General features: G+C 55.6%; 7 protein-coding genes and 2 pseudogenes. 7 read left to right on the forward strand and 2 right to left on the reverse strand.

Annotated elements, in window-relative coordinates:
• Positions 1-2: 2 nt before the first annotated feature.
• From yeaG to AC6I8M_RS06940, 6 genes and pseudogenes are all read left to right on the forward strand, one after another.
• Positions 3-1,937, forward strand: a complete 1,935-nt coding sequence (gene yeaG / locus AC6I8M_RS06915) for a protein kinase YeaG (RefSeq protein WP_010618753.1) — start codon at positions 3-5, stop codon at positions 1,935-1,937.
• Between the two features lie 91 nt (positions 1,938-2,028).
• Positions 2,029-3,303: a YeaH/YhbH family protein gene (locus tag AC6I8M_RS06920; RefSeq protein ID WP_010618752.1), complete on the forward strand. Its 1,275-nt coding sequence runs from the start codon at positions 2,029-2,031 to the stop codon at positions 3,301-3,303.
• A 231-nt stretch (positions 3,304-3,534) separates the two neighbouring features.
• Entirely contained in the window at positions 3,535-5,262 is a 1,728-nt protein-coding gene (locus AC6I8M_RS06925; protein ID WP_010618751.1) for a potassium/proton antiporter, read from the forward strand.
• Between the two features lie 75 nt (positions 5,263-5,337).
• Positions 5,338-5,571: a DUF1480 family protein gene (locus tag AC6I8M_RS06930; protein ID WP_022547813.1), complete on the forward strand. Its 234-nt coding sequence runs from the start codon at positions 5,338-5,340 to the stop codon at positions 5,569-5,571.
• 378 nt (positions 5,572-5,949) lie between these two features.
• Positions 5,950-7,415: pseudogene (gene wbaP, locus AC6I8M_RS06935) on the forward strand (undecaprenyl-phosphate galactose phosphotransferase WbaP).
• Between the two features lie 120 nt (positions 7,416-7,535).
• A pseudogene (locus AC6I8M_RS06940) lies at positions 7,536-8,685 on the forward strand (multidrug effflux MFS transporter).
• 37 nt (positions 8,686-8,722) lie between these two features.
• On the opposite strand, the gene dadX reads toward AC6I8M_RS06940, so the two are convergent.
• Together dadX and AC6I8M_RS06950 are read right to left on the reverse strand one after the other, a co-directional pair.
• Positions 8,723-9,793 (reverse strand): catabolic alanine racemase DadX, encoded by a 1,071-nt coding sequence (dadX, locus tag AC6I8M_RS06945; RefSeq protein WP_010616405.1) that lies wholly within the window; start codon positions 9,791-9,793, stop codon positions 8,723-8,725.
• 21 nt (positions 9,794-9,814) lie between these two features.
• Positions 9,815-11,116, reverse strand: a complete 1,302-nt coding sequence (locus AC6I8M_RS06950; RefSeq protein ID WP_010616404.1) for a D-amino acid dehydrogenase — start codon at positions 11,114-11,116, stop codon at positions 9,815-9,817.
• 496 nt (positions 11,117-11,612) lie between these two features.
• Between AC6I8M_RS06950 and AC6I8M_RS06955 the strand changes: the two genes are divergently transcribed.
• On the forward strand, positions 11,613-13,148 hold the full coding sequence (locus AC6I8M_RS06955) for a SpoVR family protein (protein WP_010616403.1): 1,536 nt from the start codon (positions 11,613-11,615) through the stop codon (positions 13,146-13,148).
• Positions 13,149-13,164: the final 16 nt, after the last annotated feature.

The raw sequence follows: 13,164 nt of genomic DNA on the forward strand, positions 1-13,164 counted from the left end.
CTATGAATATATTCGATCACTATCGTCAGCGTTATGAAGCTGCCAAGGACGAAGAGTTCACACTGCAGGAATTCCTCACCATCTGTAAGCAGGATCGCAGTGCATACGCCAACGCGGCAGAACGACTATTGATGGCCATCGGTGAGCCTGTGATGGTCGATACTGCCCAAGAGCCTCGCCTTTCCCGTATCTTCTCTAACCGCGTCATCGGACGCTACCCGGCCTTTGAAGAGTTTTACGGTATGGAGGAAGCGATTGAGCAGATCGTCTCCTACCTGAAACACGCCGCGCAGGGGCTGGAGGAGAAGAAACAGATTCTGTACCTGCTCGGCCCGGTGGGCGGCGGTAAATCCTCGCTGGCCGAACGGCTTAAAGCGCTGATGCAGCGCGTACCGATCTATGTGCTAAGTGCTGACGGTGAACGCAGCCCGGTCAATGACCATCCGCTGTGCCTGTTTAATCCGCAGGAAGACGCCAATATTCTGGAAAAAGAGTACGGCGTGCCGCGGCGTTACCTTGGCACCATCATGTCGCCGTGGGCGGCAAAACGGTTGCATGACTTTGGCGGCGATATTACCCGCTTCAAAGTCGTGAAAGTGTGGCCGTCAATTCTTGAACAGCTGGCTATTGCCAAAACCGAACCGGGTGATGAGAACAACCAGGATATTTCGGCGCTGGTGGGTAAAGTGGATATCCGTAAGCTGGAAAACCACGCGCAGAACGATCCGGATGCCTACGTCTACTCGGGTGCGCTGTGCCGCGCCAACCAAGGCATTATGGAATTCGTGGAGATGTTCAAAGCACCAATTAAAGTGCTGCATCCGCTGCTGACCGCCACTCAGGAAGGTAACTATAACGGTACCGAAGGTATTTCCGCCCTGCCGTTTAACGGCATCATTCTGGCGCACTCCAACGAATCAGAGTGGGTGACGTTCCGTAACAACAAGAACAACGAAGCTTTCCTTGACCGCGTATACATCGTGAAGGTGCCTTACTGCCTGCGCGTGTCCGAGGAGATCAAAATTTATGAAAAACTGCTCAACCACAGTGAGCTGACCACCGCGCCTTGCGCACCCGGCACGCTGGAAACGCTGGCGCGCTTCTCGATTCTGTCGCGCCTGAAAGAACCGGAAAACTCCAGCATCTACTCGAAGATGCGCGTCTACGACGGTGAAAGCCTGAAAGATACCGATCCGAAAGCGAAATCGTGGCAGGAATATCACGATTACGCCGGTGTGGATGAAGGCATGAACGGCCTGTCGACCCGCTTCGCGTTTAAGATTCTGTCACGCGTGTTTAACTTCGACCATGCCGAAGTGGCGGCTAACCCGGTGCACCTGTTTTACGTGCTGGAACAGCAGATCGAGCGCGAGCAGTTCCCGCAGGATCAGGCTGAGAAGTATCTGGAACATCTGAAAGGCTATCTGATTCCGAAATATGCGGAATTTATTGGCAAAGAGATTCAGACCGCTTACCTCGAATCCTATTCGAAGTATGGTCAGAACATCTTCGACCGCTACGTCACTTACGCGGATTTCTGGATTCAGGATCAGGAGTACCGCGATCCGGATACCGGCCAGCTGTTTGATCGTGAATCACTCAATGCCGAGCTGGAAAAGATCGAGAAACCTGCCGGGATCATTAACCCAAAAGATTTCCGTAACGAGATTGTCAACTTTGTGCTGCGCGCACGGGCGCAGAATAACGGACGCAATCCAAACTGGACCAGCTACGAAAAACTGCGCACGGTGATCGAGAAGAAAATGTTCTCCAACACCGAGGAGTTGCTGCCGGTGATTTCGTTCAACACCAAAACATCCACGGACGAACAGAAAAAACACGACGATTTTGTCGATCGCATGATGGAAAAAGGTTATACCCGCAAGCAGGTGCGTCTGCTGTGCGAATGGTATCTGCGCGTGCGCAAATCGTCATAATCGACAGCGGTAAGCTACGCGGCATCCACAATGCCGCCTGAGGAGGCAGGACCCGTTCCGGCTTGGCTTACAGCGTAGTTTGGGGGAATTTATGGCCTATTTCATCGATCGGCGTCTTAACGGCAAGAATAAAAGTGCGGTCAACCGGCAGCGCTTTTTGCGCCGTTACAAGTCGCAAATCAAACAGTCGATCTCCGAGGCCATCAACAAGCGTTCGGTCACCGACGTGGAGAGTGGCGAATCGGTGTCGATTCCTATCGACGACATTAACGAGCCTATTTTCCATCAGGGGCGCGGCGGCAGCCGCCATCGCGTGCATCCCGGGAACGACCACTTTGTGCAAAACGACCGCATTGAGCGGCCGCAGGGCGGCGGTGGCGGCGGCAGCGGTCAGGGCAATGCCAGCCAGGACGGAGAAGGTCAGGACGAGTTTGTGTTTCAGATTTCGAAGGATGAATACCTCGATCTGCTGTTTGAAGATTTAGCGCTGCCTAATCTGCGCAAAAATCAGCATCGACAGCTCAATGAGTACAAAACCCACCGCGCGGGTTTCACCTCGAATGGTGTGCCGGCCAACATCAGCGTGGTGCGCTCGCTGCAAAACTCGCTGGCGCGACGTACCGCCATGACCGCAGGCAAACGTCGTATGCTGCACGAACTGGAAGCTACACTGAGTGAAGTCGAGAACAGCGAGCCGACGCAATTGCTTGAAGAGGAGCGGCTGCGCAAAGAGATTGCTGAACTGCGGGCGCGCATTGAGCGCGTGCCGTTTATCGACACCTTTGACCTGCGTTACAAGAATTTCGAGAAGCGGCCTGAACCGTCCAGCCAGGCGGTGATGTTCTGTCTGATGGACGTTTCCGGTTCGATGGACCAGGCGACCAAGGATATGGCGAAACGCTTTTATATCCTGCTTTATCTGTTCCTCAGCCGGACTTACAAAAACGTCGATGTAGTGTATATCCGTCATCATACTCAGGCGAAAGAAGTCGATGAACAGGAGTTCTTCTACTCGCAGGAGACCGGCGGCACTATCGTCTCCAGCGCACTTAAGCTGATGGACGAAGTGGTGAAAGAGCGTTATGACCCGTCGCAGTGGAATATCTATGCGGCGCAGGCTTCGGACGGCGATAACTGGGCGGATGACTCACCGTTGTGTCATGAAATTCTGGCGAAGCATATTCTGCCGGTGGTGCGCTACTACAGTTACATTGAGATTACCCGACGGGCGCACCAAACCCTGTGGCGCGAGTATGAGCATCTGCAGGCGATATTTGATAACTTTGCCATTCAGCACATCCGCGAGCCGGAAGACATCTACCCGGTATTTCGTGAGCTTTTCCACAAACAGGTCGCTGAAGCCTGAGTTTACCAGCCGGTCACCGACCGGCTTTTTCTTTACCCCGCCCGGCTTAACCCCTCTGAAAACCCTGCTGTTTTTCTGTGCGGATTTAACCTTCTATGGGATAGCGCGCTACAGAATGAAAAAATGTGCAATTAAGCGCTGACAAGCTATTGATAAGGCATTATCTTTTCACCTTGTCTGTGTGAATTGCCCACAGTTTGCTTTTTTATGCCCCGCCGCAGGAGAACGCCGTTGAATACCAGCATGATTTACAGTTTGTTCATTATTGGTTCCGTGCTGGTCGCAGCAAGTATTCTGCTGAGTTCCTTCTCGTCGCGTCTCGGCATCCCGATTCTGGTGATTTTCCTGGCGCTGGGGATGTTGACCGGCGTGGACGGCATCGGCGGCATTGCTTTTGATAACTATCCGGTAGCCTATCTAGTGTCCAACCTGGCGCTGGCCATCATCCTGCTCGACGGCGGCATGCGCACCAAGGCCAGCTCGTTCAAGGTGGCGCTCGGTCCGGCGCTGTCGCTGGCCACCGTTGGCGTGATGATTACCGCCGGCCTCACCGGTCTGGCTGCCGCCTGGCTGTTTAAACTCGATCTGATGCAGGGCTTCCTGATTGGCGCCATTATCGGCTCGACCGACGCCGCAGCGGTGTTTTCACTGCTGGGCGACAAAGGGCTTAACGAGCGCGTCAGTTCCACGCTGGAGATTGAATCAGGCAGCAACGATCCGATGGCCGTGTTTCTTACCATTACGCTGATCGACATGATTCAGCAGGGGCAAAGCGGCCTGAGCTGGATGTTTGTGGTGCATCTGGTACAGCAGTTCGGCCTTGGCATCGTACTCGGACTGGGCGGCGGCTGGGCGCTGCAGCAACTGATCAACCGCATCAGCCTGGCACAAGGGCTCTATCCGCTGCTGGCGCTGAGCGGCGGCATTATCGTGTTTGCCCTGACCACGGTGATGGAAGGCAGCGGTATTCTGGCGGTCTATCTGTGTGGTTTTCTGCTGGGCAACAGCCCGATTCGTAACCGCCACGGCATTCTGCAGACTTTCGACGGGATGGCCTGGCTGAGTCAGATTGGTATGTTTATCGTGCTCGGCCTGCTGGTGACGCCGTCTGACCTGTGGCATATCGCGCTGCCGGCGATGATTCTCTCGCTGTGGCTGATTCTGGTGGCGCGTCCGCTGTCGATTCTGGTCGGGCTGCTGCCGTTTAAAGGCTTTACCGGACGTGAACGCATCTTTATCAGCTGGGTGGGCCTGCGCGGTGCGGTGCCGATCATCCTCGCGGTGTTCCCAATGATGGCCGGGCTGGAGAACGCCAAACTTTACTTCAATATCGCCTTCTTCGTGGTACTGGTGTCACTGATGCTGCAGGGCACGTCGCTGGGCTATGCCGCTAAACGGGCTAAGGTGGTGGTACCGCCGACCGCGTCGCCCATCAGCCGCGTCGGGCTGGATATCCATCAGGAAAATCCGTGGGAGCAGTTTGTTTATCAGCTCAGCGCCGACAAATGGTGCGTCGGCGCCGCGCTGCGCGATTTGCAAATGCCGCGCGAAACGCGCATTGCCGCCCTGTTCCGCGATAACGCGCTGATGCACCCCAACGGCAATACGCCTCTGAAAGAGGGTGACGTGCTGTGCGTTATTGGCCGCGAGCGCGATCTGCCGGCGCTGGGCAAAATGTTCAGCCAGACGCCGCCGGTGGCGCTGGATCAGCGCTTCTTTGGTGACTTTATCCTTGATGCCGAGGCGCGCCTGCGCGATGTCGCGCAGATCTATGGCCTAGAGCTCGATGAAGAGACCAACGATCAGCAGTCGCTCGGCCAGTTGATTATGGGTCTGCTCGGCAGCACGCCGGTGGTTGGGGATCAGGTCGAGTGGAACCAGCTGACGTGGACGGTGGCGGAAAAAGAGGATAACCAAATCGTCAAAATCGGGGTGCGCGTGCGGGAAGAGAAGGAATAATCCGAGGCCGTATCGCTCGTAAACTGCGTGTCAGCGTCTATGATCACTATTCCACCCAGCAAACGGGAGAAGATGATGGGACACGTGGTGAAGATTGGTAGTTATGAGATCGTCGATGCAGTAATGGATGTGGAGAAGCTGGATACCGTCGGCATCCCCTGCCATACCAACCCCGGCCTGAGTTATCAGCTCGACGGCTGGGATCATGAAACCAGCGTACCGGCGTGGATTGATGGCGAACCGGTCGATCTGCAGATCGGGCACTATGACAAGCAGCAAGACCGCTGGGTATTGAAAAAACCGGCCTGATATTTTCCTCACCGCCATTCACTTTGACTGGCGGTCATTCCGAAAAGTAGTCTTAAAATAGTTTGTTATTTCACAGCATCTTTTACTTTTAATATTATTTTTCAACAGATTAGGCAGTCTGCACTTTAATCAAATATTGTTTTTTCAGACTCTTTCCATATTAACTCTGTCAAATAACTCCTGCATACTCTTAAACGTTGCTGCAGCTTTTCGTGACGTAAATCACGTCTCAAACGGCCCTTTCCATGCAGCGCTTATGGCAGCACTGACTCATATCTCGCTGAATATTATTTTATTTCTGCTTTCAGCGGATGACTCCTGAGCGCGTACTTGATTCTGGTCAGGCCATCTTTTACTTAAGAAAAGAGAGCAGGTTTTATGGCAAGTACATTGGTAATGAAGATGCAACCCGCTCGTGGAGCGGACTGCGCAAAAATCTCATCGCGAAAGTGGCACTCAGCTTTTCGGATTTAATTGCACTGAATTTGGCATTATTTTTATCCGCGGCCACCGTCCAAGGTATTTGGGAGAACTGGACAGTTTTATTCCGCCGCAGCAAATTGAATACCGCTTTGTCGCACAGTTAGGCCTGTCAGTGCTGTGCACAGCCTGGTTCTGGGTGCGTATGCGCCACTACACCTACCGCAAACCGTTCTGGTTTGAGCTGAAAGAAATTGTCAAAACGCTGTTTGTGTTTTCGCTGCTGGATCTGGCGCTGATTGCCATTTTCCAAATGGGACTTCTCGCGCATGGTGTGGGTGTTTAGCTGGACCTATGCCCTGCTGCTGCTGCCGCTGATGCGCGCCGGCGTGAAGCGTGCCATCAATCGCGCTGGTCAGTGGCAAAAAGAGACCATTATCATCGGCTCCGGTAAAAACGCCATGGAAGCCTACGCAGCGCTGCAGAGCGAGGAGATTCTGGGCTATAACGTGCAGGCGTTTATCTCGCTGGATGATGAGCCTCACCAGGAAAGTGTTAACGGCGTGCCGGTCATTACCTGGAAAGACATCAACTGGCAAACCATGGACCGTGACAACACGCAATTTATCGTCGCCACCGAATTTGAACAGAAGGTGGTGCGCGATAAATGGCTGAAGTTTCTGTCCAAGATGAAATGCCGCTCAATTTCGGTTATCCCTACGCTGCGCGGTGTGCCGCTGTATGGCACCGATATGTCGTTTATCTTCAGCCATGAAGTGATGATCCTGTGCGTCAGTAACAACCTAGCGAAACGCTCATCGCGTTTCCTCAAGCGCACCTTCGACGTGGTGGTTGCCTCCCTGCTGCTGCTGTTTCTTGCCCCGGTATTCGGTCTGCTGTGCTGGATGGTAAAACGCGATGGCGGGAATGCCATTTACGGCCACGAACGCATCGGTCAGGATGGCGTGAAGTTTAAGTGCCTGAAGTTCCGTTCAATGGTGACCAACTCGCAGGAAGTGCTGCAGAATCTGCTGGCCACCAGTGCCGAAGCGCGCGCTGAGTGGGATCGTGATTTCAAACTGAAGAACGATCCGCGCATCACAAAAATCGGTGGCTTCCTGCGTAAAACCAGCCTGGATGAACTGCCCCAGCTGTGGAACGTAATTCGCGGCGAAATGAGTCTGGTGGGACCACGTCCGGTGATTGAAGCCGAACTGGAACGCTACGCGGGCGATGTCGACTACTATCTGATGGCCAAACCGGGCATGACCGGTTTGTGGCAGGTCAGCGGGCGTAACGATATCGACTACGACACGCGCGTCTATTTTGACTCCTGGTACGTGAAGGACTGGGCGCTGTAGACCGACATCGCCATCCTATTCAAAACCGCTGGCGTCGTGCTGCGCCGCGACGGTGCTTACTGATACCCTCGACGCGATGTCTGCGCAGTGCCGGCAGACATCGCCTTTTCGTTTTAGCCCTTTCTTTTTGGTCGCAGACTCATTACCCTTCTCGCCTGTTTAACAGGACGTTACTGGTTCGTAATGCAAAAGTTTACCCTACTCCTTTTGAGCCTGGTGCTGCTGGCACCGCTGGGCATCGATCTCTACCTCCCCACGCTGCCGCAGATTGCCGAAGGTCTTCATAGCCCGGTCAGTCTGATCCAGACCACCATTCCGCTGTTTTTGCTGGTGATGGGTATCGGTCAGCTGGTCACCGGTCCGCTGGTGGATAATTTTGGCCGTAAGCCGATCGCGCTGATCGGCCTCGCGCTCTACATCATCGGCAGCGCAGTGGCCGCAACCGCCACCGTCTGGCCGGTGTTCTTCCTGGCGCGCCTGATTCAGGGCTGCGCGGTATGTTGTAGCGCGGTGGTGGCATTTAGCGGCGTGCGCGATCGGCTGAGCGGCGATGCCGCGGCGCGGGCTTATGGTTTCCTCAATGGTGCGCTGAACATCGTGCCGGCGCTGGCACCGCTGCTGGGCGGTATTCTGGCGGAAGCCTATGGCTGGCGTGCGCCCTTCTGGTTCCTGTGCGGCTATGCGCTGGTGATTGGCGTCATTGTTGTGGTCGCGCTGCCGGAAACACGTCCTGCGGACACGCTGCGCGTTAAAGGGCTGCCGCTGGCGCAGTATGCTGCCATCGGCCGGCAGCCGCGCTTTCTCGCTTTCGCCTTTGCCAACGCGGGCGCGCTCGGCATGGTGCTGATCTACGTTTCGCTGGCGCAGCACGTGTTAATGACCGAAGGTGGCCTGACGCCGCTGCAGTTCTCCTTTGCCTTTGGCGCCAACGGTTTCTGGATCATGCTGGTCAGCGCCTTTTTTAATAAAACCATTCGCAAGGCGAGCCGCCCGTTTTGTCTGGCCATGGTGTTTGTCACCATGCTGCTCGGTGCGCTGCTGCTGGTGGCGGGGATGACGCTGTTACCTGCGGCCTAGCAAACCCACTGGTCGCTGTACATGATTCCGGTCGCGATCTCGGTGGCCGGCCTGGCCTTCACCGTCGGTCCGGCCACCAGCTATGCGCTGGAGCCATATCAGCAGCAGGCGGGTGTAGCGGCGGCGCTGCAGGGATTTATTCAGATGGCGGGCGGTGCCGGGCGGCAGCCTAGCGATGGTGGCGCTACCGGTGGCAGAGAAATCAGCGTTAGCGCTAATGATGCTGGTGGGTGCAGCGCTGGCGCTGATCGCCTAGCGCTGCAGTAAGAACATGCATGGTACGGTAACGGCGCTTAACTAAGCGTAACCGGGACGCGCGGCGCGAGTGCACACATCAGCTCGTAGCCTACCGTTCCGGCGGCTTTCGCCACCTCATCAATTTTCACCTCGTTGCCCCACAGCTCCACGCGCGAGCCGATGCCGGCCTGCGGACACGGTTCAAGGTCAATCATCATCATGTCCATCGAGATCGCCCCGAGCGTTTGCGTGCGGATGCCATCAACGCTGACTGGCGTACCGGTCGGTGCATGGCGCGGATAGCCGTCAGCATAGCCGCAGGCCACAATACCGATACGCTGTAGCGCAGCGGCGTGGTAGCGATAACCGTAGCCAACGCCCTCACCGGCGCTGAGTTGCTGCACGCCAATGATTTCACTGCTGAGCGTCATTACCGGCTGCAGACCGGTACTGGCGATATCCTGCCAGTCGCCGCTCGGTGACGCGCCGTAGAGAATAATCCCGGGCCGCACCCAGTCAAAATGCGCCTGCGGATGCCACAGCGTGGTCGCTGAGTTGGCAAGCGAGCGCGGGCAATTCAGCCCTTCCGCCGCCTGTTCCACGCGCTGCATCGGCTCCACCAAGCCCTGAGGATTTTCTGCATCGGCAAAGTGCGCCATCAGCGTCATTTCTCCCACGCTGGGCAACGCACGCAGCTTGTGCCAGGCCGCCTGTGCCTGTTCCGGACGAAAACCGAGACGGTTCATACCGCTGTTAATCTTCAGATAAACATCGACTGGCGCCGACAGCTGCGCCTTCGCCAGCGCCTGAATTTGCCAGTTACTGTGTACGCTGGTGGTCAGGCGATAGCGATCGATCAGCGTCAGGTCATCGGCGTGAAAGAAGCCTTCCAGCAGCAGAATTAGCTTTTTCCAGCCCTGCTCGCGCAGCAGGATCGCCTCTTCCATATTCAGCAGCGCGAAACCATCGGTCTCCGCCAGACTCTGCCATACGCGGGCAATGCCGTGGCCGTAGGCATTGGCCTTCACCACCGACCAGACGCGCGCGTGCGGTGCCGCCTGACGCACAATCGCCAGATTGTGGCGCAGCGCCTGTTGATTAATGGTGGCACCCGTAGGACGTGACATGTTTTTACTCTCCCTGAAGTATCAGCGCGTCGCGCTGGCATTACGCAGCGGCGATGCCGGGGCCGCAAAACCCGGCAGATAACGCAGCACCGACAAGTCGTCGGCGGCGATGGCCGGTTTACGTCCCGAAATCAGATCGGCCAGCAACTGGCCGGAACCACAGGCCATCGTCCAGCCCAGCGTACCGTGCCCGGTGTTCAGCCAGAGATTGCTCAGCGGCGTGCGCCCGACAATTGGCGTGCCATCCGGCGTCATCGGGCGCAGTCCGGTCCAGAACGTAGCCTGTTCAACATACCCGCCTTGAGGATAGAGATCGCGGACCACCATCTCCAGCGTTTCACGTCGTGCCGGCAACAGTTTGGTGTTAAAACCAACGATTTCGGCCATGCCACCGACGCGAATGCGGTCGTCAAACCGCGTCACCGCCACTTTATAGGTCTCATCCAGAATGGTGGAGACCGGCGCGCCCTGCGGATCTTTGATCGGAATAGTGAGGGAATAGCCTTTCAGCGGATAGACCGGAATCGACACGATGTCTTTCAGCAGCGCAGTGGAGTAAGAGCCAAACGCCACGACATAGGCATCGGCCTTGATTACCCCATCGCCGCACTTCACGCCATAGATGCGATTGCCTTCGCGCAACAGCTGATCCACCGACGTGTCATAACGGAAAGTGACGCCGGCTGCGGCAGCCATCGCCGCCAGCCGCTGGGTAAACAGCTGGCAGTCACCGGTTTCGTCATTCGGCAGGCGCAGGCCGCCGGTCAGCTTGTGTGCGGTACCCGTCAGCGCCGGCTCCACGCAGTGCAGCTGATGCGCTTCCAGCAGCTCATAAGGCACACCCGCTTCACGCAGCACCGCGATGTCTTTGCTGGCGCTGTCAAACTGTTGCTGCGTGCGGAACAGCTGCAAAGTACCGCCCTGGCGCCCTTCATAGGCAATGCCGGTGCTGGTGCGCAGTGCCTTCAGGCAGTCACGGCTGTATTCGGCGATGAGCACCATACGGCCCTTGTTTTCCTGGTAGTGACGCATGTCGCAGTTGCGCAGCATATTCCACATCCACTCCAGCTGGAACTTGCTGCCGTCAAGTCGCACCGCCAGCGGTGCGTGTTTCTGAAACATCCACTTTACCGCCTTGAGCGGTACACCGGGCGCCGCCCAAGGTGCCGCATAGCCGGGCGAAATCTGCCCGGCATTACCGGCACTGGTTTCCAGCGCCGCGCCGGGCTGGCGATCGATTACGGTGACGTCATGCCCCGCCTGCGCCAGATACCACGCACTGGCTACCCCTACGACACCACTACCCAGAATGACTACGCGCATAAGCCCCTCATCGCGAAAAGCATAATTAACTGGTATCACCATCGGGTTTAGCATAACCCGATGGCTGAACTGATATTACATTCGACCCTTTCATTTCACATGTTTTTCACTTACTGCACACTGAAATTATGCGGTCGCGCAAAAATCAGAGTTTTTTGTGCCTTAAAAGCGTTAACCAGCGAATGATTATTCGAAAGGCAGAGCATCTCACTTTTTTCAGGAGAAAGCGCCGCAGTCATATTGTGCGCTTAAAACAGGATTTAATGCTGCAATTTATCACTCAGATAACACATAACCTTATTAGCTACCAAAGCACGCCTATTATGATGATTTTGTACCAAAAGAATTCGATTGAGTTCCCGCATCGGATAAGCGACAGTGGACTATCATTGAAGTGTTCGCTCAGTTTTTTTGGGCTGTCTTTCTCAGGATGAAGTCTTAACGATCGTGACAGGTGACACTCTGTTGCCTGCCGCTTGCAAAACAGAGGTGCGCTATGACGACAATTTTTGACGAGCCAACCCGCAGCAGCAAACGACTCAGTGACGGTCCCGACTGGACCTTTGAACTGCTTGATGTCTACCTAGCGGAGATCGACCGCGTGGCCAAAAGCTATGGGCTCGATACCTACCCGCACCAAATCGAAGTGATCACCTCCGAGCAGATGATGGATGCGTACTCCAGCGTGGGGATGCCCATCAATTATGCCCACTGGTCGTTCGGCAAGAAGTTCATCGAAACCGAGCAGCGCTATAAACACGGCCAGCAGGGACTGGCGTATGAAATCGTCATTAACTCGAATCCCTGTATCGCTTATCTGATGGAAGAGAACACCATGACCATGCAGGCGCTGGTGATGGCGCACGCCTGCTACGGCCACAACTCTTTCTTCAAAAACAACTATCTGTTCCGCAGCTGGACCGATGCCAGCTCGATTGTCGATTACCTGCTGTTTGCGCGTAACTACATCTCCGATTGCGAAGAGCGTTATGGCGTGGAAGAGGTCGAGCGGCTGCTGGACTCCTGTCATGCGCTGATGAACTATGGCGTCGATCGTTATAAACGCCCGCAAAAGATTTCGCTGCAGGAAGAGAAAGCGCGGCAGAAAAGCCGGGAAGAGTATCTGCAGAGCCAGGTCAATACACTGTGGCGCACCCTGCCACGCAAAGAAAAAGAGTTTACTCAGGTAGAGGCGGCGCGCTATCCCTCTGAGCCGCAGGAAAACCTGCTGTACTTTATGGAAAAGAACGCGCCACTGCTGGAGTCGTGGCAGCGTGAAGTGCTGCGCATTGTGCGTAAAGTCAGCCAGTATTTTTACCCGCAGAAACAGACCCAGGTGATGAATGAAGGCTGGGCGACCTTCTGGCACTACACCATCCTGAATCACCTGTACGATGAGGGCAAAGTGTCGGAGCGCTTTATGATGGAGTTCCTGCACAGCCACACCAACGTGGTGTATCAGCCGCCGTATAACAGCCAGTGGTATAACGGTATCAACCCGTATGCGCTGGGCTTTACCATGTTCCAGGACATCAAGCGCATCTGTCAGTCGCCAACCGAGGAAGATCGCTACTGGTTCCCGGACATCGCCGGCTTCGACTGGCTGAAGACGCTGCATTTCGCCATGCGGGAGTTTAAAGACGAGAGTTTCATCAGCCAGTTCCTGTCGCCTAAAGTGATGCGGGATTTCCGTTTATTTACGGTGATAGACGACGATCGCAATAACTATCTTGAGATTGCGACCATTCATGATGAGGCGGGATATCGCGCGATTCGTCAGCAGCTGTCGGCCCAGTACAATCTCAGCAATCTGGAGCCGAATATTCAGGTGTACAACGTTGACCTGCGCGGTGACCGTTCGCTGAAGCTGCGCTATGTGCCGCAGCAGCGCGCCCCGCTGGATAAGAGCCGTCGCGATGTGCTGAAGCATGTGCATCGGCTGTGGGGTTTTGATGTCAATCTGGAACAGCAGAACGAAGATGGCAGCGTGGAGCTGATGGATCGCTGCCCGTCGCGCGGACCGGCGCTTTGAGAGTAAGATAAAACGC

It is taken from the genome of Type-A symbiont of Plautia stali (assembly GCF_059731155.1).

Bases quoted from the DNA above. Each gene is read 5' to 3' on its own strand.
- yeaG (WP_010618753.1), top strand. From the start codon at position 3: ATGAATATATTCGATCACTATCGTCAGCGTTATGAAGCTGCCAAGGAC.
- AC6I8M_RS06920 (WP_010618752.1), top strand. From the start codon at position 2,029: ATGGCCTATTTCATCGATCGGCGTCTTAACGGCAAGAATAAAAGTGCG.
- AC6I8M_RS06930 (WP_022547813.1), top strand. From the start codon at position 5,338: ATGGGACACGTGGTGAAGATTGGTAGTTATGAGATCGTCGATGCAGTA.
- dadX (WP_010616405.1), bottom strand. From the start codon at position 9,793: ATGTCACGTCCTACGGGTGCCACCATTAATCAACAGGCGCTGCGCCAC.
- AC6I8M_RS06950 (WP_010616404.1), bottom strand. From the start codon at position 11,116: ATGCGCGTAGTCATTCTGGGTAGTGGTGTCGTAGGGGTAGCCAGTGCG.
- AC6I8M_RS06955 (WP_010616403.1), top strand. From the start codon at position 11,613: ATGACGACAATTTTTGACGAGCCAACCCGCAGCAGCAAACGACTCAGT.